This is a genomic window from Vibrio sp. VGrn 2 (assembly GCF_009361695.1).
Taxonomy (GTDB): Bacteria; Pseudomonadota; Gammaproteobacteria; order Enterobacterales; family Vibrionaceae; genus Vibrio; species Vibrio diabolicus.
In genome coordinates, this window is the sequence record NZ_RBWD01000001.1 from 318,950 (window position 1) to 339,348 (window position 20,399).

Consider the following 20,399-nt stretch of genomic DNA (forward strand, 5'->3'; position numbering starts at 1 on the left):
CGAAATTATCTTTATTTACGGAACTTTTTGTTTGTTGCATTTGATTGCAATAAATATGTGATTTGGATCGTTTGCGTAAGCGATTTTATGACTTTTTAAGCCAGTCGATTAACCAACATAAATCGTTAGTGATCGGAGTGATAAGGGATTCGTATGTATCGGTGAATCAAAGAGGACGTTTGAATGAAAGAAGTCATGTTATTCCCGCTCACTTCAGTTGTACTCCCTGAAGGTAAAATGAATCTGCGCATTTTTGAGCCACGATATAAGCGAATGGTAAAGGAATGCAGCCTACAAAATGTGGGTTTTGGAGTTTGCCTAGTAGGTAATGAAGGTGACCCTAAAGACGTGGGAAATGTTTCATCTATCGGAACTTTGGTCAGGATCGTTGATTTTGAAACACTCAGTGATGGTCTTCTTGGTATTACAGTCGCTGGTGAGAAACGCTTTGTTGTCAAACGAGTTCGTGCAGATGCGGACGGCTTACGCCATGCAGAGGTCGAATGGTTAGAAAATTGGCAACATCCAGACAACTCACCAGATTTCTTCTATTTAAGCAAGCAGTTATCCCATGTTTATGAAGAGTTTCCTCAACTTGGAAATCTCTACCAGCATTGTTTTTACGATGACTCAGCTTGGGTGACCCAGCGCTGGCTTGAATTACTTCCTTTAGACTGCAATCTGTTCGAACAGCTGGTTGGCGCAGAGAACTGCATTCCTGCGTTGCAATTTCTGACAGAAGCCATAGAAGCCCCGACTAACAAAGAGGCAAGGATATGAAAGGATTTAGCAGAGCTGCGCTAACTATGGTGGCGGCATTAGGACTGGTGGCGTGTGGCTCCGACAGCGACACCATCGAGTATTCCAATTTGCAAGCAGTACATGCGTCTTCTGATGCGCCGCTTGCAAATGTGTGGATAAACGATAAATCATCATTGACAGGTGTTGATTATGGTATGGGTTCTGGTTACATGAAGTTACGTGAGGGTATGAACTCAATTCAAGTTGATGTTCAACTTCCAGGCGATGAAACCGCGACTGTAATACCTAAAACAGAATTAGATCTCGATTCAGACCTCAATTACAACGTGTTCGTTGTTGGTGATGTCGATGGTTCGCCAAACCCAGTAGAACCTTTAGTTGTGACTCGCAGCGCCGATTCAATGGCTGATGCCAATAGTTTAGATGTTCAAGTTGTTCATGCAGCGTCTGGCGTTCCTGCCGTTGATCTCTACGTCACCGAGCCAGGGGCTGATCTTGCTAGCGCGACACCGCTTATGAATCTTGCATATAAAGCATCTACAGACGTATTGAACATTCCCGCTGGTGAGTACCAAGTTCGACTTGCTGTTGGGGATAGCGTTGCTTTTGATTCGGGCACAATATCTCTTGCTGCTAATTCAAACTTGACGATTGCCGCTATCGGTACCGGAGATTCAAATAGCACGTCACCAGTTAAGTTGTTGGTATTGGATGGTTCAGGATCTTCTATAATCGAGGATATGGGCAGCCAAGCTGAAGTAAGAGTTGGACATCTTGTTGATGGAGCGCCAATCGTCGATGTCAACGTTAACGGGGCGGCCTTCGGTCCTCTTGCCGACTTAGCGTTCAAAGAGATTCGTGGTTATTTGGATCTCGATGCTGGCGCTTACGATATTGACGTTTATGTGGATGGCACAACAACCAACCCTATTATCGATGTTGACGGATTAATGGTTGCGGGCGGAATGGATTACAGTGTTTACGCAGTCGGTGTTGTTAGCCCAACGATTGATATCGAACCTCTAGTTGTTGAAGACATGAGACGTGCAGTGGCAACTAGCGCGACGCTGAATGTGACACATGCGGCGGCGAATCCCGTAGCGGAAATGGTGGATATTTATCTCACTACAAGCGCTGGAATAGATGGAAGTGATCCAACTATTGCTAATTTTGCGTACAAAGATAGCGTTCAGGGATTATATGTCGCTGAAGGTACCTATTATGTAACCGTGACAGTGGCAGGCGATCCAAGTACGGTTGCTGTTGATTCAGCACCAGTCAATGTGATGAATGGTGTTGTGTATCAGGTGGTTGCCATTGATGATGGGAACAACGGTGGCTTCAACTTGTTGGTTGATGACGTTACCGATTAGGACGAATGGGAGGAGATGACTCCTCCCTAAAATTAAGGCCGATTATGATGAGTGATAGCCCAAAAAAACTGGGGCGCAGTGATTGGAACGATTACATGGACAAAGTGAAGGCTCGAGATAAAGACGCGTTCGCTTTTGTATTCCGTTTTTACGCACCCAAGCTGAAGCAATTCGCTTACAAACATGTTGGTAATGAGCAAGTTGCTATGGAGATGGTGCAAGAGACCATGGCGACAGTTTGGCAGAAAGCGCACCTCTATGATGGGGAAAAGAGCGCGTTATCGACTTGGATATACACCATAATCCGAAACCTATGCTTTGATCTGTTGAGAAAGCAGAAAGGTAAGGAGTTACACATTCATTCTGATGACATTTGGCCGTCAGAATATTATCCACCAGATCTTGTTGATCACTATTCACCAGAGCAAGACATGTTGAAAGAACAGGTGGTTAAATTTTTAGATATTTTACCGAAAAATCAGAGAGACGTCTTACAAGCGGTGTATCTTGAAGAGCTACCTCATCAGCAGGTCGCTGAATTATTTGATATACCCCTCGGTACCGTAAAATCCAGGCTGAGGCTTGCAGTAGAAAAGCTAAGGCATTCAATGCATACGGAGCAACTATGAACAAACACCCAGATAACAGCTTGTTAGAAGCATACGCTTCGGGAAGCATTGATGCAGTTTCTGGTCTTGTGGTCGCAACCCATTTAGAAACATGTACCAAGTGCCGAGCTTATGTGAACCATGTCGAAGCCAGCCAAGCGAATATCGTGAGCGACATCCCCTCTGAATATGTCCCTGAATTCGACGATATGTTCAATGATATTATCAATGCGGAGCCAGCGACAGATAACATCGTTATCCGAGATCCTGCCGCAGTGAATGTTGCAGGAAAGAGCTTTGAGCTTCCCAAAACCTTAGCGCGTTTCTCTGACCTTGTAGGGTCATGGAGAAGTTACGGAGGCAAGGTTTTCAGTGCTCAGATTGATCTAGGGGAAGATGCTCGTGTTAGCTTAATGTACATCGGAGAAGATGTGCAAATCCCTCAACATACGCACAAAGGCTTAGAATCTACATTGATCCTACATGGTGGGTTTAGTGATGAGGATGGCCAATATGAAGAGGGCGATTTGATGATTCGAGACGCTTCAGTGAAGCACAGCCCTTACACTAAAGCCGGAGAAGATTGCTTGTGTTTAACCGTATTGACCGAGCCGATGATCTTTACTCAAGGTGTGGCACGTATATTTAATATGTTTGGCAAAGGGCTATACCCATAGACCTCTTATCTCATATCTCGCAAAACAAAAACCACCGAATTCGGTGGTTTTTTGATGCGCTTCTTAGTGCTTGTGACGTGCTTTTTCTAATAAAGCATCAAAGTAATGTCGTAGCGAGTACAACATAATCAAGCTTGGCACGACCATAACAGCGGTAAGCACAAAGAACGTGCTCCAGTCATTGAGGTAGTCAACCAGTTCTCCACTGAAAGAAGCAAGAGTCGTTCGTCCGAAGTTCCCCAAAGAGGCAAGCAACGCATACTGAGTTGCCGAGAATGCTTGTCCGGTTAGAATCGTCAAAAATGAAACAAAAGCGACGGTTGAGAAAGCAGTTGTAAAGTTATCGACAATAATGGTTGCTAAATACAGGTGCTCATTTGGGCCTACCGATGCAATCCAAGCAAACATCAAGTTGCTGGCAGACATAGCAATACCGCCGATCATTAATCCACGTACAATACCAAACCTGACGTTGAACATGCTTCCGACAAAGGTAAAGAAGATAGTGGCTCCCCATCCGATCAGTTTGGAGTAATAACCAATTTGTTCGTTACTAAAACCAATATCTTTATAGAACGCGATCGACATCCTGCCCAAAAACGCTTCGCCAATTTTGAATAGGAAAACGAACAGTAAAAGAGTAATCGCGACACGGACGCCATTGCGATTAAAGAAGTCAAGGAAAGGTTCTACAACAGTCACAGTAAACCAAGCCACGACTTTTGAACCAACCACTTCTTTGTGGCGTTGTTCAGCGGCAGACTGAAGTTGTTCGCGTTGAGTCTTCGGTTCACCGACTAAAATCGTAAAGACCATTAGAATGCCGACTATCACCGCCATCCCGTAATACACGCCATTCCAACCGACGCTATCAGCATTAACAAACGCTAAATAACCCGGTAGTGAATAACCTGTCCACCAGCCAATGACCGCCATTGCAGAAGCTTGTGGCAGCTTAGATTCTTCTGATTTTGGGAAAGTATCAATACGAAAAGCATCTATCGCGATGTCTTGTGTGGCTGATGCGGTTGCAATACACAAGGCGAGTAGAGACGCAAACACCAAGTTCTCTGCTGGATTCACGCCCGCAATAAATACCGTCGCGACGAGTACAATACTTTGACAGAAGAAAATCCAGCTACGCCTTTGTCCAAGTAGTCGATAGAGCACTGGTAGCTTCACCCGGTCTACGAGTGGCGCCCAGAGAAAGTTAATTGCATAAACCGCAAAGACACTACCAAAGTAGCCTATTGCGGATAGGGTCAAACCAGCGTCTTTTAGCCAGCCAGACATATTTGAACCGATAAGTACCCACGGAAAGCCGCTAGAGCAGCCCAACATGAAAACCCACATGAGTCGTTTATCGAGGTAACTTTTTACCGTTTCCAACCAAGTGATGGAAGGTAATGAAGACATAAATCAATCCAATAAAATGAAGCCGTTGAAAGAGAAAGCCCTTCGATTATTCAAAGGGCTTATCGTTTTGGCTATTTAAGTAGTGTTGCTTTAGTGATGACGATTTGAGTCTCGGGAACATCACGCATACCGCGAGTCGTCGTAGTTGGCTGTTTTGCCATTTTTTGGATAATGTCGAATCCTTCCGTGACCTCGCCAAATACCGCATAACCCGGTGGACGAGCGCCGTAGTTTAGAAAATCATTGTCGACTAAATTGATAAAAAACTGACGAGTAGCAGAGTCAGGCGCGTTGGTGCGTGCCATTGCAATCGTCGCACGGTCGTTATTTAAACCGTTATTACCCTCGTTTTTGATTGGAGCGTAAGTCTTCACCATTTGCATATCTTGGTTAAAGCCACCACCTTGCGCCATAAAGCCTGGAATAACGCGGTGAAAAATAGTGCCTTCATAGCTACCGTCCTCTACATATTTCAGGAAGTTCGCTACCGTAATCGGCGCTTTCTCTTCATTCAGTTCGACAGTAAATGAACCTAATGTTGTTTCAAACGCCACTTTTGGTCCAGCCCAAACGCTGCAGCTGAGTAGCGCGAGAGAAAGAATTGCCTTGCGTAACATTAGAAACGCTCCTGCATGTACTGACGAAGCTCAGGATCATTGGCAATTTCTTTAAGTGTTAATGTCACTACATCATTCAGTGTTTGCTCAATGTCGGCATCAGACGCACTCAATGTGCCAGAACGCTTCGCAGTGCCTGTGTAAGTTTTGACCAGTTTACCTTCTGGTGTTTCTGCGGTGATTTCAAGCACGACTTTCGCATCCATCTCATTTTCCATCACCGAATGTTTTACGTTAACTAATGCTTCTTGAACGTTTAATTCAATTGCATTGTTGCTGTTTAGATCGGCATGGAAGCCTTGAGATGAAAACTGCTTCTCTAATGCTTCTTCTAACGCAATACGTAAATTCTGTTTAGCATGAAGAGGAAGAATGTTCGAACGGCCGTTATCCACCAACGCCACGTACTGCGCTGCACGTACATCTTTGCTGGTCAAGCTGTAAGTCTTGCCTTGAACAATTGGATTGGTGCTCAGTGTGCTTTCTGGCATCAAATTCAGCTGAGGCTGTTGAGGAGCTGAACACGCAGCAAGCAACGCAACCGAAGCCGCAAGTACCAATTTTCTCATTTTATTATTCCTTTTAACTATTTTGCTAAAGCTTATTTTGCGCTTAATTTAGCAGGATTTTTTGTGGCCTGTAAAATCACAAACTTATTGTTGGAAGCGATAAGTTTCACATTCTTATCGCCAAACAGCCGTTTTAGTTTTGCGTCGTAACCAAGATGACGATTTCCAATCACCAGTAACTTACCACCTTCACTTAATACTTGCTTTGCATCACAGAACATTTGCCAAGCAATATGATCGGTGATTGCCTGCTGTTGGTGAAAGGGTGGGTTACACATAATCATAGAGCAGCTGTTGTGTTTAAAACCGTCCAAACAATTGTTTGCAACACACTGTATGTCTCTATCTTTACCAAGGTTATCTAGTAGGTTCTGCTTCGCGGACTCAAGCGCCATAAAGCTTTCATCAACACATGTTAATCGAGCATTCGGATTCAGCTGACCAAACTTCACAGACAGAACACCATTACCGCAACCGAGATCGATAACATTATCTACCAATGGATCTTGAGGTAGGTGCTGAAGCATAAAACGCGCACCTAAATCTAAGCTTTCTCCTGAATAGACATTTGGCATGTTCTTGAGTTCGATATCTTCGCCATCAACGCGCCAAGTCGTGAAAGGGCTTACTTCAATTGTTGGGTCAACCGTTGCTTGAGCAAATACCAATCGGTGCTTTTTCCAGGCCAGAGAGGTTTTTGTCTCACCCAAATATTTTTCAAACAGTTTTAGCGTTGAAGTATGAATGTCTTTCGCTTTATTAACTGCAATGACGGGGCAGGATGCAGGCAGTGCTTTTCTTAACTGACTGAGTATCCAAACGAGGTGACGGTTACTTTTTGGCAGTTGCAGCAATACGAGATCAGTATTGGAAGGTACGGGATCCATCGTGGTTGCAAACGCTACCTTATTGCACTGGTTTTGCTCAAGGTTCTGCTGCACACCTTTATGAGAAATGAAAGAATCACTCATTAGCGTCACATGGTGCTTTTCTGAAAACCAGCAGGAGAGGGCACCAAAGCTGTCATTAATCACGAGGATGTTTTGATTGTTTGGCAAAGCAAGTTCTTCAACATGATTAATAAGATACTCATCACCGGCATCCCACGCTTGTAGAGTTTCATTGCTGCGTTTTGGGAAACGATAAAGTGTTAGGCTTCGCTCGTGAAGATTCAGTTCGGTTTTCATAGCTAAATGTAAGTTGATTTAGAAATTAAGTGTTATTGTCGCAAATGATGACGTGTCGAGATACAAAAAGCTGTCAAATTTTACGTGTTCAGTGGTGCTCGCTCTCTAGGCATGTTCATAGCGTCAAGCGCTTTGAAATCAGTTGAACGTAAAATGCATCAATAATGAGAGTGATGTTTGAGTGATACACGTCTGCTTTACTTAGGTATATACTTATGGAATTCGCATCAATGAGGAACGAATATGATCCAAGAAATCATAGAGAAGAAACTACACAGTGAGCTGCAACCAAGCTATCTCAAAGTGATTAATGAGAGCTACATGCATAATGTGCCACCAGGCTCGGAGAGTCACTTCAAAGTGATTGTTGTGAGTGATTCGTTCGCGGGACAGCGTTTGATTGGACGCCATCGCCAAGTTCATCAAATTTTGGCAGATGAGCTAGATAACCACATTCATGCACTAGCTATTCATACATACACTGATGAAGAGTGGAAGCGAGAACAAGATGGCGCTCCTGATAGCCCTATGTGTATGGGTGGCGGTCACTAAAGACGCAAAATATAAAGGTGCAGAGAAAAGGTGGCTAAGGCCATCTTTTTTCGTTTTACATTCTTTAGGGGCATTGATGTGGCACAAATTCTGGTTAAAAAATGTGTTAACAGTGTTTCAACAAATGAATGGAAATTGCAGGATATTTCAGGCGATGAATATGACTTTTCCATAAGATATGTATGGAATATGGCATTTGTGCGATCGGTCAAAGTTATGACTATTCTTTGACCTTTTAGACCTGATTCTACCGAAATAACCCCTCTATTCTAATGATTGGTCATGGCATCAAGTTCCTAAAAAATGCTAGACTACGGCACCTGATAAATCTCGCGTATTCCTTGTGACGAGATTTTTAATAGGATGTTGCGATTTTGATGTTTAAAACAACATCAAAACCGGACACTGATGTCGTGTCTAAAAGTTACGCAATCAAAAGAATCTTTTTCCCGATAAAAGTAGTGCAAGTGCGTATGATTACAATAAAGAAGGGCTTGGATCTTCCTATCGCAGGAACTCCATCCCAGGTGATTAATGATGGTAAGACCATCAAAAAAGTCGCCTTGCTTGGCGAAGAGTACGTTGGCATGCGTCCTACCATGCATGTCCGCGTTGGTGATGAAGTGAAAAAAGCGCAAGTTCTTTTTGAAGATAAAAAGAACCCTGGCGTGAAATTTACTGCACCAGCAGCCGGTAAAGTGATCGAAGTTAACCGTGGCGCTAAACGTGTCCTTCAATCTGTAGTGATTGAAGTGGCAGGTGAAGAGCAGGTGACATTTGATAAGTTCGAAGCCGCTCAACTTTCAGGTCTAGATCGTGAAGTGATCAAGACTCAGTTGGTTGACTCTGGCCTATGGACCGCTTTACGTACTCGTCCGTTTAGCAAGGTTCCTGCAATCGAGTCTTCTACTAAGGCTATTTTCGTAACTGCAATGGATACTAATCCACTAGCAGCTAAGCCTGAGTTGATCATTAATGAGCAACAAGAAGCATTCATTGCTGGTCTAGACATTCTTTCAGCCCTGACAGAAGGCAAGGTTTACGTATGTAAATCTGGCACTAGTTTGCCACGCTCTTCACAGTCTAACGTAGAAGAACACGTCTTCGATGGCCCTCACCCAGCAGGTCTTGCTGGCACCCACATGCATTTCCTATACCCAGTGAATGCAGAAAATGTGGCATGGAGCATCAACTACCAAGACGTTATCGCGTTCGGTAAGCTGTTCCTAACTGGTGAGCTATACACAGATCGTGTTGTGTCTCTAGCTGGTCCGGTTGTGAATAACCCTCGTCTAGTTCGTACCGTAATCGGTGCAAGCTTAGATGACCTAACAGATAACGAGCTGATGCCTGGCGAAGTTCGTGTGATTTCTGGTTCTGTACTGACAGGTACACATGCAACTGGTCCACACGCATACCTTGGCCGTTACCATCAACAGGTTTCTGTATTACGTGAAGGCCGTGAGAAAGAACTATTTGGCTGGGCAATGCCTGGTAAGAATAAGTTCTCGGTAACTCGCTCTTTCCTTGGTCACGTATTCAAAGGTCAGTTGTTCAATATGACAACGACGACCAATGGTAGTGATCGTTCAATGGTTCCAATTGGCAACTACGAACGCGTAATGCCTCTAGATATGGAGCCTACTCTGCTGCTTCGTGATCTATGTGCAGGTGATACAGACAGTGCTCAAGCACTGGGTGCGCTTGAACTGGATGAAGAAGATCTAGCATTGTGTACCTTTGTATGTCCAGGTAAGTACGAGTACGGTACGTTACTTCGTGAATGCCTAGATACTATCGAGAAGGAAGGGTAATTTTCATGGCTCTTAAAAAGTTTCTTGAAGACATCGAGCATCATTTTGAGCCTGGTGGTAAACACGAAAAATGGTTTGCCCTGTACGAAGCTGTAGCAACAGTTTTTTACACTCCAGGTATCGTAACAAATAAAAGCTCGCACGTTCGTGATAGCGTTGACCTAAAACGTATCATGATCATGGTTTGGTTTGCGGTATTCCCAGCAATGTTCTGGGGTATGTACAACGCAGGTGGCCAAGCTATTGCAGCGCTTAACCACATGTACGCTGGTGATCAACTAGCGACAGTTATCTCTGGTAACTGGCACTACTGGCTAACTGAAATGCTGGGCGGAACGATTGCCGCTGATGCAGGGGTTGGCAGTAAGATGCTACTAGGTGCGACCTACTTCCTACCTATCTACGCAACAGTATTCCTTGTTGGTGGTTTCTGGGAAGTGCTTTTCTGTATGGTGCGTAAGCACGAAGTAAACGAAGGCTTCTTTGTTACTTCTATCTTGTTCGCACTTATCGTTCCACCAACGCTACCTCTATGGCAAGCGGCACTAGGTATCACATTTGGTGTTGTTGTTGCGAAAGAGATCTTCGGTGGTACAGGTCGTAACTTCCTTAACCCTGCACTTGCAGGTCGTGCATTCCTATTCTTCGCTTACCCAGCGCAAATCTCGGGTGACGTAGTATGGACTGCAGCTGACGGCTTCTCTGGTGCAACTGCTCTTAGCCAATGGGCTCAAGGTGGTAACGGTGCTCTAGTTAACACAGTAACTGGTTCTCCTATCACTTGGATGGACGCTTTCATCGGTAACATCCCTGGCTCTATTGGTGAAGTATCGACTCTAGCTCTAATGATCGGTGCAGCGATGATCGTTTACATGCGAATCGCTTCATGGCGCATCATTGCGGGCGTAATGATCGGTATGATTGCAGTATCGACTCTGTTTAACGTGATCGGTTCTGACACTAACCCAATGTTCAACATGCCATGGCACTGGCACCTAGTTCTAGGTGGTTTTGCATTCGGTATGTTCTTCATGGCAACGGACCCAGTATCAGCGTCATTTACTAACAAAGGTAAATGGTGGTACGGCATCCTGATTGGTGCAATGTGTGTGATGATCCGTGTAGTTAACCCGGCGTACCCAGAAGGTATGATGCTGGCGATTCTATTCGCGAACCTATTCGCACCTCTGTTCGACCATGTAGTGATTGAGAAGAACATCAAGCGGAGACTAGCACGCTATGGCAAGTAATAACGACAGCATTAAAAAGACGCTGGGTGTTGTTATCGGGTTGAGCCTTGTTTGTTCAATCATCGTATCAACAGCAGCAGTAGGTCTGCGTGATAAGCAAAAAGCTAACGCTGTCCTAGATAAGCAATCAAAGATCGTTGAAGTTGCAGGCATTGACGCGAACGGTAAGAAAGTACCAGAGCTATTTGCTGAGTACATCGAACCTCGTCTGGTAGACCTTGAAACAGGTAACTTTACTGAGGGTAATGCATCTACGTACGATCAGCGTGAAGCATCAAAAGATGCAGAACGTTCAATCGCATTGACACCAGAAGAAGACGTCGCTGATATCCGTCGTCGTGCGAATACAGCAGTGGTGTACTTAGTAAAAGACCAAGATGAAGTCCAAAAAGTTATCTTGCCTATGCACGGCAAAGGACTATGGTCGATGATGTATGCCTTTGTAGCCGTGGAAACTGATGGTAACACTGTGTCTGCTATTACTTACTACGAGCAAGGTGAAACTCCTGGACTTGGTGGTGAAGTAGAGAACCCTTCATGGCGCGATCAATTCATTGGCAAGAAATTGTACAATGAAGATCATCAGCCAGCGATTAAGGTCGTGAAAGGCGGCGCACCGCAAGGTTCTGAGCACGGTGTTGATGGCCTATCAGGAGCAACGCTCACTAGTAATGGTGTTCAACACACATTTGACTTCTGGTTAGGTGACAAGGGCTTTGGTCCTTTCCTAGCAAAAGTTCGTGACGGAGAACTTAACTAATGTCTAGTGCACAAAACGTTAAAAAGAGCATTCTAGCGCCAGTATTGGATAACAACCCAATCGCGCTACAAGTTCTTGGTGTATGTTCTGCTCTTGCAGTAACAACTAAACTAGAAACAGCTTTTGTAATGACGCTAGCGGTAACATTTGTAACTGCGTTGTCTAACTTCTCTGTTTCATTGATCCGTAACCACATTCCTAACAGTGTGCGTATCATCGTTCAGATGGCAATTATCGCATCGCTAGTAATCGTGGTAGACCAGGTGCTAAAAGCTTACCTATACGATATCTCTAAACAGCTATCTGTATTCGTTGGTCTGATTATCACTAACTGTATCGTAATGGGTCGTGCTGAAGCATTCGCAATGAAGTCTGCGCCAGTACCATCTCTTATTGACGGTATTGGTAACGGTCTAGGTTACGGTTTCGTTCTTATCACTGTAGGTTTCTTCCGTGAGCTATTTGGCTCAGGCAAACTATTTGGCCTAGAAGTTCTACCTCTAGTGAGCAACGGTGGTTGGTACCAGCCTAACGGCCTAATGCTACTAGCACCATCAGCATTCTTCCTAATCGGCTTCCTTATCTGGGTAATCCGTATTCTGAAACCAGAACAAGTAGAAGCGAAGGAGTAAGGACGTCATGGAACATTACATTAGTCTGTTAGTTAAATCGATTTTCATCGAAAACATGGCTCTGTCTTTCTTCCTAGGTATGTGTACTTTCCTTGCCGTATCTAAGAAGGTTAAGACCTCTTTCGGCCTAGGTGTTGCAGTTGTGGTAGTACTGACTATCGCTGTTCCTGTGAACAACCTAGTATACAACCTAGTTCTGAGAGAGAACGCGTTAGTTGAGGGCGTGGACCTTAGCTTCCTAAACTTCATCACCTTTATCGGTGTAATTGCAGCACTTGTACAGATTCTAGAGATGGTTCTAGACCGTTTCTTCCCACCTTTGTACAACGCGCTAGGCATCTTCCTACCGCTGATCACAGTAAACTGTGCAATCTTCGGTGGTGTATCTTTCATGGTACAACGTGACTACAACTTTGCTGAATCTATCGTTTACGGTTTCGGCTCTGGTGTGGGCTGGATGCTGGCAATCGTTGCTCTTGCAGGTATCCGTGAGAAGATGAAGTACTCTGACGTACCTCCAGGTCTACGTGGTCTTGGTATCACATTTATCACTGTAGGTCTTATGGCGTTAGGCTTTATGTCTTTCTCTGGTGTTCAACTGTAAGTCGGGTAAACCGCAACAATTAAGGAATAGTCAATGGACATTATTCTTGGTGTAGTGATGTTTACTCTGATCGTACTTGCACTAGTACTAGTGATTCTTTTCGCTAAGTCTAAGCTTGTACCAACAGGTGACATTACAATTTCTGTGAACGATGACCCTTCTCTGGCGATCGTTACACAACCAGGTGGTAAGCTACTGAGTGCTCTAGCCGGTGCTGGCGTATTCGTATCTTCTGCTTGTGGTGGCGGTGGCTCATGTGGTCAGTGTCGCGTAAAAGTTAAATCAGGTGGTGGCGACATCCTACCAACCGAGCTTGACCATATTACTAAAGGTGAAGCGCGTGAAGGTGAGCGCCTAGCGTGTCAGGTTGCTATGAAAACTGACATGGACATCGAGCTTCCTGAAGAAATCTTCGGCGTTAAGAAGTGGGAATGTACCGTTATCTCTAACGATAACAAAGCGACATTCATCAAAGAGCTTAAGCTACAAATCCCAGATGGCGAATCAGTACCTTTCCGTGCTGGTGGTTACATCCAGATTGAAGCACCTGCTCACCACGTGAAATACGCAGACTACGATATTCCTGAGGAATACCGTGAAGACTGGGAGAAGTTCAACCTTTTCCGTTACGAGTCTAAAGTTAACGAAGAGACAATCCGTGCATACTCAATGGCTAACTACCCAGAAGAGCACGGTATCATCATGCTTAACGTTCGTATCGCAACTCCGCCGCCGAACAACCCAGACGTACCACCAGGTATCATGTCTTCGTACATCTGGTCTCTAAAAGAAGGCGACAAGTGTACTATTTCTGGTCCATTTGGTGAGTTCTTTGCGAAAGATACAGATGCAGAAATGGTATTCGTTGGTGGTGGTGCTGGTATGGCTCCGATGCGCTCACACATCTTCGACCAACTTAAGCGTCTACATTCTAAGCGTAAGATGTCTTTCTGGTACGGCGCACGTTCTAAGCGTGAAATGTTCTACGTAGAAGACTTCGATATGCTACAAGCTGAGAATGACAACTTCGTATGGCACTGTGCACTGTCTGATCCACTTCCAGAAGATAACTGGGATGGTTACACTGGCTTTATTCACAACGTTCTTTACGAGAACTATCTACGTGATCACGAAGCGCCAGAAGACTGTGAGTACTACATGTGTGGTCCACCTATGATGAATGCGGCTGTTATCGGCATGCTAAAAGATCTAGGTGTAGAGGATGAAAACATCCTACTAGATGACTTCGGTGGTTAATCCCTCCAAGTGATTGAATCTATGGCTAGCTCTCTAAGAGCTAGCCATTATTTTTTGTAGAAGTAAAAATAATATTCAACAGTTGATATAGGTAATTGGATTTAAGTAATCGGTCCCATTCCCCATATCAATTCAACAACATTGGGAGTTAACAAGTGAAAACGTGGCTTGTTGCATTCGCTTCTCTATTGATTTTGGCTGGCTGTGAGCAGCCAGCAGATCAAATTCATCTAAGTGGCCCTACCATGGGGACTTCTTATAACATCAAGTATATCGAGCAAGATGGTATTCCTACGCCAAAAGCGATGCAGACGGAAATTGATCGCTTACTGGAAGAGGTTAATGATCAAATGTCGACTTACCGTGATGATTCAGAATTAAGTCGCTTTAACCAGCATCAAACGAGTGAGCCGTTTACTGTATCGATACAAACAGCAACCGTAGTCAAAGAAGCGATTCGTCTCAACGGTCTTACTTTAGGCGCATTGGATGTGACAGTCGGCCCTTTAGTTAACCTGTGGGGCTTTGGCCCAGAAGCTCGCCCTGATGTCGTTCCTACAGATGAAGAGCTAGCGGCACGCAAAGCCAATACTGGCATTCACCACCTATCTGTTGATGGCAATAAATTGTCCAAAGATATTCCTAACTTGTATGTCGATTTATCAACTATTGCTAAAGGTTGGGGGGTTGACGTGGTTGCTGACTACCTTCAATCTGAAGGGGTTTATAACTTCATGGTAGAAGTGGGCGGCGAAATGCGCCTCAAAGGCGTGAATCGTGAAGGCGTGCCGTGGCGCATAGCGATTGAAAAGCCGACTATTGATGAGCGCTCAATTCAAGAAATTATTGAACCAGGGGACATGGCAATTGCAACAAGTGGTGACTATCGTAATTACTTTGAGAGTAATGGTGTGAGATACTCTCATATTATTAATCCAAGAACAGGCAAACCTATTCATCATAAAGTGGTGTCTGTAACGGTATTAGATAAATCGTCGATGACTGCTGATGGTCTTGCAACTGGTCTTATGGTGCTAGGTGAAGACAAAGGCATGGCAATTGCGAACGAAAATAATATTCCTGTTTTCATGATTGTGAAGACGGAAAATGGTTTTAAAGAGCTGGCTTCGGAAGCATACAAGCCGTTCATGAAGAAATAACAACAGAAGTGAGCATGTTCTTATGAGTACATTTCTAATTACGTTTGCAGTTTTTGTTGCGGTAATCGCAGCGATGGCTGTTGGCTACATCTTCCAGAAGAAAGTAGTGAAGGGTAGCTGTGGCGGTCTTGGTGCAGTAGGTATTGAGAAAGTATGTAACTGTCCAGAACCATGTGACGCGCGTAAGAAACGTGAAGCACGTGAAGCGGCGCGAGCTGAGAAATTGGCTGCATGGGAAAAAGATCGAATTGCTTAAGTATCGATCATCCAAATAGTAATACAAAATAACCCAGCCAAAGCTGGGTTATTTTATATTTCTCGCTCTACTTCTCTGAGAGTTTATACTTTGCTTGCTACGTTTAATCTAGGATGACCGGAAGCTTAAGTCGGTGCAGACTTCACAGCCAAGTCGTTTCCCTTTAATCACCGTACTTAACTGTTATTTGGTTATATACTCAAACTAAAGCGCGTCAACTTAGGAGGAAATATGGAAATGCATCAACACGGTATGGCTGAATTGTTTCAACAACTAGGCCTCGGCAGCTCTCCTCAAGAGATAAAGGACTTTATTAACGAACATCGGCACAAAAGAGCTTCAGCCCCTCTGCATGAAGCCAGCTTTTGGACAAGTTCGCAGGCCACATTTCTCAAACAAGCCATTGAAGAAGACGCAGACTGGGCAGAGTTGGTCGATCAGCTTGATGTGATGTTACGAGATTAAAGCACGTTTACAAACTCTCATTTCTATCAAGGCAGATTTAATTTATACTGTGTTTTTGAACAGTGTTTAATGGCTATGTCAGACCGAATCAGAAAAATCATTCACGTCGATATGGATTGTTTTTATGCTGCCGTTGAGATGAGAGATAATCCTAGTTACCGTGGCATTGCACTCGCCGTTGGCGGTCATGAAAAACAGCGTGGCGTGATTAGCACCTGTAATTATGAGGCGCGCAAATATGGCGTTCGTAGTGCAATGTCAACGGCGCGAGCATTGCAACTCTGCCCCCATTTACTAGTCGTTCCCGGTCGAATGCACGTGTACAAACAAGTCTCTCAGCAGATTCGTGCTATTTTTGAGCGTTATACGCCTATCATTGAACCTCTATCATTAGATGAAGCATACCTCGATGTCACGGACTCTACAGCTTGTCGTGGCTCCGCAACGTTGATCGCAGAGTCTATTCGACGCGACATTTGGAATGAGCTTGGGCTGACGGCATCGGCGGGCATTGCACCGATTAAGTTTCTTGCCAAAGTCGCCTCTGATATGAATAAACCCAACGGTCAGTTTGTTATCCCGCCAGATAAGGTCCAGGAAGTTATCGATACACTTCCGCTGGAAAACATTCCTGGTGTTGGGAAGGTGAGTCTTGAGAAGCTACATCAAGCGGGCTTTTATCGATGTGAGGATATTAAAAACAGCGACTATCGTGAATTGCTGAGACAGTTTGGTCGTCAGGGAGCATCTTTATGGCAGCGTAGCCATGGAATTGATAATCGAGAGGTCGTCGTTGAGCGAGAGAGAAAATCCGTCGGTGTGGAACGAACATTCAGCCAGAATATCTCGAGCTATGATGAATGTTGGCAAGTGATCGAGGATAAACTTTATCCTGAACTCGAGAAACGCTTAGAGCGTGCAAGCCCAGATAAATCGATTATTAAACAAGGTATTAAAGTCAAATTTGCCGACTTTCAACTGACAACAATTGAGCATATCCATCCGCAATTAGAGCTTGAGGACTTCAAGATCTTGTTAAGAGATATTCTTAAGCGCCAAAACGGACGGGAAATACGCCTTTTAGGCTTGAACGTGATGCTCAAGCCCGAGAACCAAGCGCGTCAATTGAGCTTTTTCTAGGCTCTTACTGCTTCTACCTGATCTAATACTTGCTCAAAGCTTGTGTTGGCCATCGCACCATAACCTGACAGTTTTGAAGCTTTTAGCTGGCTAATTAAAGGGGTACTAATGCCACACAAGAAGCGGGCGACAGCATCATTGCTGATAGCTGAAGGGGAGAGCTGAATAAATTCCTGCACCCACATTGCTACTTGAGGTGGCTCAATATCCTCACCTTGTGGTGCTGGGAACGAAGCGACTTGACCACGACACACGGAGCAGTGACCACATTGCTCTGGTGCATTGTGATCAGCAAAGTAGTTCGCCAATTGTGAGCTCAAACAGTGCTCTGACTGGAACAAGCGCAGCATGGTGTGAATTCTTTCGATATCTTTGCTTTCTTTGGATTGGAACAGTTCATACAGTTGTTGGATTAAAACATCAGAACTATGTGTGGTTGGCAAAACAGAGTACACGTCGGTCAGTTGTTTGCTCTCTAGCTCTATCCAACCATTCTGGTGAAAATAGTCGAGGGCTGCGACAACTCGGCTGCGTTCCGATTGATAGTTCATCCATAACGCTTCTAGGTCAACTTGGCACCATACTTTGGCTTTTTGCGAGCAGGAGAAAATAGCCTCCACGAATTGACGTCGCTCGCCTTGAAATTGATTCACAATAAATTGCTGATCGTGCAAAAACTTAAAGCGATATTCCGCAAAGTAACTGTATTTTGCTTCAATGAGTTTATGTAGCTCCAAATAAACCAACAAGGTTTTGAGTGGCAATTGGCGGATATTACTTTCACGCGATAAACGCAGTGGCACTACCTCCCATTGTGGAGCATGTTCTTTCGCTTGCTCGACTACATAGTTAATTGAGGTTAGTTCAGGTGTGTCACCATAGACAAAGTTTTCCAACACCGTTAAGCCGGACGTATTGCCCAGCAGAATGCACTCAGAACGTTGCCCGTCCCTGCCTGCACGTCCAATCTCTTGTGCGTAGTTCTCGATCGATTTGGGTAAGTCGAAGTGAATGACGCGGCGGATATCAGATTTATCGACCCCCATACCAAATGCAATCGTTGCAACAATACAGTCAATTTGGCTATCCATGAACTGCTGTTGGATTTGTTCACGGATGTCGCTTTTCATACCTGCATGGTACGCGTGAGCATTAATGCCAATATGGATTAGTGATTTTGCTACTTGCTCTGCTGTCTGCTGTTGTGTCACGTATACGATAGTCGGAAGCTTAGGAGAAGAGGCGATGATTTCACTTAGCTTTTCTTGTTTCGTTGCTTCCTCGCATGGGATAACCGAGATATCCAGATTGGGGCGGTAGAAGCCTGTAACGGTAATATGTTCACTGGCAATATCGAACTTTTGTTTCATGTCTTCAATAACTGCGGGCGTTGCTGTTGCAGTGAGAAGCAAAGATTGTGGAATGTTCAGTTCACGTTGATATTGCGGTAGCTTGAGATAATCAGGGCGGAAGTTATGTCCCCATTCGGAAATACAGTGCGCTTCATCAACCACCATCAAAGAGATCGGCACTTGGCGAATGAACTCACGAAAACGCTCGTTCTTTAGGCGCTCAACAGAAATCATCAATATTTTGATCTGTCCATTTTTTACCCCTGCCATGACGCGTTGTGACTCTTCTTTGCTTTGACTGCTATCGATAGAAGCGGCTGGGATCCCTTTACTTTGCAAAAAGTTCAGCTGATCTTTCATTAGCGCCAACAACGGCGAGATCACCAACGTAAGATTGGGCAATACGGTTGCTGGCAATTGGTAACAGAGAGACTTACCCGAACCCGTAGGAAAGATGGCCGCAGCAGAGTAACCATTCATAACCGCTTCAATAACAGGTTGTTGACCTTGGCGTAATGAGTCAAAACCAAATACGGATTGAAGTGTTTGATGCAGCGAGTCACTTTGCATAATAGGGAAACCTTTCTTTGATGGTAAACTTAGGTACATTAACACACCCTGAGTGCCAAACGCGCGTCCTAAAAGTATGAACAAAGCTGACTTAGTCCAAATTATCATCCAACATCTGGAAGAAAAACTTCAAGTGGCCCATGCATCTGCTCAGCGAGCCATTGATGCCGCGACAGATGAAGAAACTGTTCCCGAGCATAAGTACGATACGTTAGCACTTGAAGCCGCGTATCTTGCTCATGGACAAGCTATGCGAATCCAAGAGAGTGAAGACGAGCTGCGTCAATATCGCGCTCTAGTGACTCGCGACTTTAAAGGCGCACCTGTTGGTGTAGGTGCTTACGTCGTTCTCGCAGATGAGAATTTGCTTGAAAAGCACTTCTTTGTAGGCCCTTGTTCTGGTGGTCTGACTGTTAAATATCAGGCTCAGGAAGTTTTTGTCTTAACAGCAAAATCTCCTCTTGGTCGAGCGTTATTCGGGAAAGAAGAAGGCGATGAGATTGATGTAAAAATAGGAGATAAAACAACTTGTTACGAAGTCGTGACGGTTTGCTGACATCTCATGTATCACTCAGTGTTATGTTTAACACGAGTAATGTTAAATAAAAGAGAATGACATGAAAAAGCTTTTTACACTCTCATTGCTGATGGTCAGTGCTACTGGTTATGCAGCGCAGTGTCGTGTGGACATCAATAATGAAGTCCGTATGGATGGGCAAAGCTTGGAAATTCGCCAAACGACGGGTGACAAAGCGGTTGTGGATGAGGATAACAACCTCTTCATCAAAGGTGAGCTAATTGAACTCAATGCCGACCAGAAAGCGGCAATTGAAGACTATCGCGAAAAAATGAACGCGTATATTCCACAAGCAAAGCAGTTGGCGAGTGATGGTTTAGCGCTTGCAAATGACATCATCGATGATGTCGCGGAAAGCCTAGACGCACCTGGCGCGTTTGATAACGTCAAAGTCGCAGTACAGGACTTTTTCGCTGATGTTGAATCACGTTACTACAAAGATGGTGATTTCATTCTACCAGCGGAAAGTTTTGAGTCCATGACACAAGGGTGGACTGAAGACTTTGCAAAAGCACAAGAGATCTTCAATAAAGAGTTTTTAGCGAGTTCGTTGGATGCTTTATCGAAAAAAATGAAGGAAGAGGGGGGAATAAACCTCACTGCATTATCGGAGAGTATGGCTGAACTCAGCGCGAAAGTAGAAGAGCGTTTAGCTGAGCATTCGAAAGAGGTAGAGCAACAAGCAGAAGACTTGTGTGACTCGTTGGATGACATGGCAGGGCAAGAAGACGATTTGTTGAAGAAAATCCCTGAGCTAAAAGATTACCGAGTATTTACGATTTAATTACCCTTCAAAAAGTA

Annotated in this window: 22 protein-coding genes; 17 read left to right on the forward strand and 5 right to left on the reverse strand. The window is 44.5% G+C overall.

Annotated features, from left to right (window positions below; translation table 11 throughout):
* The first annotated feature begins 183 nt into the window (after positions 1 to 183).
* Genes D8S93_RS01515 through D8S93_RS01530 form a run of 4 tightly spaced genes read left to right on the forward strand, consistent with a single transcriptional unit; the run spans position 184 to position 3,420 of the window.
* Positions 184 to 780: an LON peptidase substrate-binding domain-containing protein gene (locus tag D8S93_RS01515; protein WP_152811726.1), complete on the forward strand. Its 597-nt coding sequence runs from the start codon at positions 184 to 186 to the stop codon at positions 778 to 780.
* The gene (locus D8S93_RS01520; protein WP_152811728.1) at positions 777 to 2,135 is read left to right on the forward strand and encodes a DUF4397 domain-containing protein; all 1,359 of its coding nucleotides are present in this window, start codon (positions 777 to 779) and stop codon (positions 2,133 to 2,135) included. Before D8S93_RS01515 ends, D8S93_RS01520 begins: the two co-directional genes overlap by 4 nt.
* A 44-nt stretch (positions 2,136 to 2,179) precedes the next feature.
* On the forward strand, positions 2,180 to 2,764 hold the full coding sequence (locus D8S93_RS01525; RefSeq protein ID WP_005380255.1) for an RNA polymerase sigma factor: 585 nt from the start codon (positions 2,180 to 2,182) through the stop codon (positions 2,762 to 2,764).
* Positions 2,761 to 3,420 carry a ChrR family anti-sigma-E factor gene (locus D8S93_RS01530; protein ID WP_104970869.1) on the forward strand — a complete coding sequence of 220 codons (660 nt, stop codon included), beginning with the start codon at positions 2,761 to 2,763 and terminating at the stop codon, positions 3,418 to 3,420. The genes D8S93_RS01525 and D8S93_RS01530 overlap by 4 nt, the downstream gene beginning before the upstream one ends.
* Positions 3,421 to 3,483: 63 nt before the next feature.
* Here D8S93_RS01530 and D8S93_RS01535 read toward each other — a convergent pair whose 3' ends face one another.
* The 4 genes from D8S93_RS01535 to D8S93_RS01550 form a co-directional block, all read right to left on the reverse strand.
* Positions 3,484 to 4,836, reverse strand: coding sequence for an AmpG family muropeptide MFS transporter (locus tag D8S93_RS01535; protein ID WP_006742554.1), 1,353 nt, complete (start codon positions 4,834 to 4,836; stop codon positions 3,484 to 3,486).
* A 71-nt stretch (positions 4,837 to 4,907) separates the two neighbouring features.
* Positions 4,908 to 5,453 (reverse strand): peptidylprolyl isomerase, encoded by a 546-nt coding sequence (locus D8S93_RS01540; protein ID WP_012841483.1) that lies wholly within the window; start codon positions 5,451 to 5,453, stop codon positions 4,908 to 4,910.
* The gene (locus tag D8S93_RS01545; protein ID WP_012841484.1) at positions 5,453 to 6,022 is read right to left on the reverse strand and encodes a YajG family lipoprotein; all 570 of its coding nucleotides are present in this window, start codon (positions 6,020 to 6,022) and stop codon (positions 5,453 to 5,455) included. Before D8S93_RS01545 ends, D8S93_RS01540 begins: the two co-directional genes overlap by 1 nt.
* Positions 6,023 to 6,054: 32 nt before the next feature.
* Entirely contained in the window at positions 6,055 to 7,209 is a 1,155-nt protein-coding gene (locus D8S93_RS01550) for a methyltransferase (RefSeq protein WP_152811730.1), read from the reverse strand.
* A gap of 243 nt (positions 7,210 to 7,452) precedes the next feature.
* Between D8S93_RS01550 and bolA the strand changes: the two genes are divergently transcribed.
* The 11 genes from bolA (at position 7,453) to dinB (ending at position 17,099) form a co-directional block, all read left to right on the forward strand.
* A complete protein-coding gene (gene bolA / locus D8S93_RS01555) occupies positions 7,453 to 7,761 on the forward strand; it encodes a transcriptional regulator BolA (protein ID WP_005380262.1) in 309 nt (102 codons plus the stop codon).
* 473 nt (positions 7,762 to 8,234) lie between these two features.
* On the forward strand, positions 8,235 to 9,575 hold the full coding sequence (locus D8S93_RS01560; protein WP_041853022.1) for a Na(+)-translocating NADH-quinone reductase subunit A: 1,341 nt from the start codon (positions 8,235 to 8,237) through the stop codon (positions 9,573 to 9,575).
* Positions 9,576 to 9,580: 5 nt separating this feature from the next.
* Positions 9,581 to 10,825, forward strand: coding sequence for an NADH:ubiquinone reductase (Na(+)-transporting) subunit B (locus D8S93_RS01565; RefSeq protein WP_006742551.1), 1,245 nt, complete (start codon positions 9,581 to 9,583; stop codon positions 10,823 to 10,825).
* Positions 10,815 to 11,585: a Na(+)-translocating NADH-quinone reductase subunit C gene (locus D8S93_RS01570; RefSeq protein WP_006742550.1), complete on the forward strand. Its 771-nt coding sequence runs from the start codon at positions 10,815 to 10,817 to the stop codon at positions 11,583 to 11,585. Before D8S93_RS01565 ends, D8S93_RS01570 begins: the two co-directional genes overlap by 11 nt.
* Complete coding sequence (locus tag D8S93_RS01575; RefSeq protein ID WP_005380269.1) at positions 11,585 to 12,217, forward strand: NADH:ubiquinone reductase (Na(+)-transporting) subunit D; 633 nt, start codon at positions 11,585 to 11,587, stop codon at positions 12,215 to 12,217. The genes D8S93_RS01570 and D8S93_RS01575 overlap by 1 nt, the downstream gene beginning before the upstream one ends.
* A gap of 7 nt (positions 12,218 to 12,224) precedes the next feature.
* Positions 12,225 to 12,821, forward strand: a complete 597-nt coding sequence (gene nqrE, locus D8S93_RS01580) for an NADH:ubiquinone reductase (Na(+)-transporting) subunit E (protein ID WP_005380270.1) — start codon at positions 12,225 to 12,227, stop codon at positions 12,819 to 12,821.
* 33 nt (positions 12,822 to 12,854) lie between these two features.
* Positions 12,855 to 14,078 carry an NADH:ubiquinone reductase (Na(+)-transporting) subunit F gene (gene nqrF / locus D8S93_RS01585; protein ID WP_005380271.1) on the forward strand — a complete coding sequence of 408 codons (1,224 nt, stop codon included), beginning with the start codon at positions 12,855 to 12,857 and terminating at the stop codon, positions 14,076 to 14,078.
* Between the two features lie 155 nt (positions 14,079 to 14,233).
* Positions 14,234 to 15,238: an FAD:protein FMN transferase gene (locus tag D8S93_RS01590; protein ID WP_319802947.1), complete on the forward strand. Its 1,005-nt coding sequence runs from the start codon at positions 14,234 to 14,236 to the stop codon at positions 15,236 to 15,238.
* A gap of 22 nt (positions 15,239 to 15,260) precedes the next feature.
* A complete protein-coding gene (gene nqrM / locus D8S93_RS01595; RefSeq protein WP_005436655.1) occupies positions 15,261 to 15,494 on the forward strand; it encodes a (Na+)-NQR maturation NqrM in 234 nt (77 codons plus the stop codon).
* A gap of 231 nt (positions 15,495 to 15,725) precedes the next feature.
* Positions 15,726 to 15,959, forward strand: a complete 234-nt coding sequence (locus D8S93_RS01600; protein WP_012841486.1) for a DUF2789 domain-containing protein — start codon at positions 15,726 to 15,728, stop codon at positions 15,957 to 15,959.
* 75 nt (positions 15,960 to 16,034) lie between these two features.
* Positions 16,035 to 17,099 carry a DNA polymerase IV gene (gene dinB, locus D8S93_RS01605; RefSeq protein WP_053809828.1) on the forward strand — a complete coding sequence of 355 codons (1,065 nt, stop codon included), beginning with the start codon at positions 16,035 to 16,037 and terminating at the stop codon, positions 17,097 to 17,099.
* Here dinB and D8S93_RS01610 read toward each other — a convergent pair.
* Positions 17,096 to 19,021: an ATP-dependent DNA helicase RecQ gene (locus tag D8S93_RS01610; RefSeq protein WP_193621567.1), complete on the reverse strand. Its 1,926-nt coding sequence runs from the start codon at positions 19,019 to 19,021 to the stop codon at positions 17,096 to 17,098. The two genes, dinB and D8S93_RS01610, sit on opposite strands and share 4 nt — an antisense overlap.
* 76 nt (positions 19,022 to 19,097) lie before the next feature.
* Here D8S93_RS01610 and D8S93_RS01615 point away from each other — a divergent pair, with 76 nt between their 5' ends.
* Complete coding sequence (locus D8S93_RS01615) at positions 19,098 to 19,577, forward strand: GreA/GreB family elongation factor (RefSeq protein WP_054867209.1); 480 nt, start codon at positions 19,098 to 19,100, stop codon at positions 19,575 to 19,577.
* Positions 19,578 to 19,638: 61 nt separating this feature from the next.
* Positions 19,639 to 20,382, forward strand: a complete 744-nt coding sequence (locus tag D8S93_RS01620) for a YggN family protein (protein ID WP_005385316.1) — start codon at positions 19,639 to 19,641, stop codon at positions 20,380 to 20,382.
* The last annotated feature ends 17 nt before the right edge of the window (positions 20,383 to 20,399 follow it).

Excerpts from the sequence above, each read along its gene's own strand:
- D8S93_RS01545 (WP_012841484.1), bottom strand. The coding sequence starts at position 6,022 with ATGAGAAAATTGGTACTTGCGGCTTCGGTTGCGTTGCTTGCTGCGTGT.
- D8S93_RS01600 (WP_012841486.1), top strand. The coding sequence starts at position 15,726 with ATGGAAATGCATCAACACGGTATGGCTGAATTGTTTCAACAACTAGGC.
- D8S93_RS01535 (WP_006742554.1), bottom strand. The coding sequence starts at position 4,836 with ATGTCTTCATTACCTTCCATCACTTGGTTGGAAACGGTAAAAAGTTAC.
- D8S93_RS01540 (WP_012841483.1), bottom strand. The coding sequence starts at position 5,453 with ATGTTACGCAAGGCAATTCTTTCTCTCGCGCTACTCAGCTGCAGCGTT.
- D8S93_RS01570 (WP_006742550.1), top strand. The coding sequence starts at position 10,815 with ATGGCAAGTAATAACGACAGCATTAAAAAGACGCTGGGTGTTGTTATC.
- dinB (WP_053809828.1), top strand. The coding sequence starts at position 16,035 with ATGTCAGACCGAATCAGAAAAATCATTCACGTCGATATGGATTGTTTT.
- D8S93_RS01515 (WP_152811726.1), top strand. The coding sequence starts at position 184 with ATGAAAGAAGTCATGTTATTCCCGCTCACTTCAGTTGTACTCCCTGAA.
- D8S93_RS01575 (WP_005380269.1), top strand. The coding sequence starts at position 11,585 with ATGTCTAGTGCACAAAACGTTAAAAAGAGCATTCTAGCGCCAGTATTG.
- nqrM (WP_005436655.1), top strand. The coding sequence starts at position 15,261 with ATGAGTACATTTCTAATTACGTTTGCAGTTTTTGTTGCGGTAATCGCA.
- D8S93_RS01550 (WP_152811730.1), bottom strand. The coding sequence starts at position 7,209 with ATGAAAACCGAACTGAATCTTCACGAGCGAAGCCTAACACTTTATCGT.
- D8S93_RS01615 (WP_054867209.1), top strand. The coding sequence starts at position 19,098 with ATGAACAAAGCTGACTTAGTCCAAATTATCATCCAACATCTGGAAGAA.
- D8S93_RS01620 (WP_005385316.1), top strand. The coding sequence starts at position 19,639 with ATGAAAAAGCTTTTTACACTCTCATTGCTGATGGTCAGTGCTACTGGT.
- D8S93_RS01530 (WP_104970869.1), top strand. The coding sequence starts at position 2,761 with ATGAACAAACACCCAGATAACAGCTTGTTAGAAGCATACGCTTCGGGA.
- D8S93_RS01610 (WP_193621567.1), bottom strand. The coding sequence starts at position 19,021 with ATGCAAAGTGACTCGCTGCATCAAACACTTCAATCCGTATTTGGTTTT.
- bolA (WP_005380262.1), top strand. The coding sequence starts at position 7,453 with ATGATCCAAGAAATCATAGAGAAGAAACTACACAGTGAGCTGCAACCA.
- D8S93_RS01560 (WP_041853022.1), top strand. The coding sequence starts at position 8,235 with ATGATTACAATAAAGAAGGGCTTGGATCTTCCTATCGCAGGAACTCCA.
- D8S93_RS01565 (WP_006742551.1), top strand. The coding sequence starts at position 9,581 with ATGGCTCTTAAAAAGTTTCTTGAAGACATCGAGCATCATTTTGAGCCT.
- nqrF (WP_005380271.1), top strand. The coding sequence starts at position 12,855 with ATGGACATTATTCTTGGTGTAGTGATGTTTACTCTGATCGTACTTGCA.
- D8S93_RS01520 (WP_152811728.1), top strand. The coding sequence starts at position 777 with ATGAAAGGATTTAGCAGAGCTGCGCTAACTATGGTGGCGGCATTAGGA.
- D8S93_RS01525 (WP_005380255.1), top strand. The coding sequence starts at position 2,180 with ATGATGAGTGATAGCCCAAAAAAACTGGGGCGCAGTGATTGGAACGAT.
- nqrE (WP_005380270.1), top strand. The coding sequence starts at position 12,225 with ATGGAACATTACATTAGTCTGTTAGTTAAATCGATTTTCATCGAAAAC.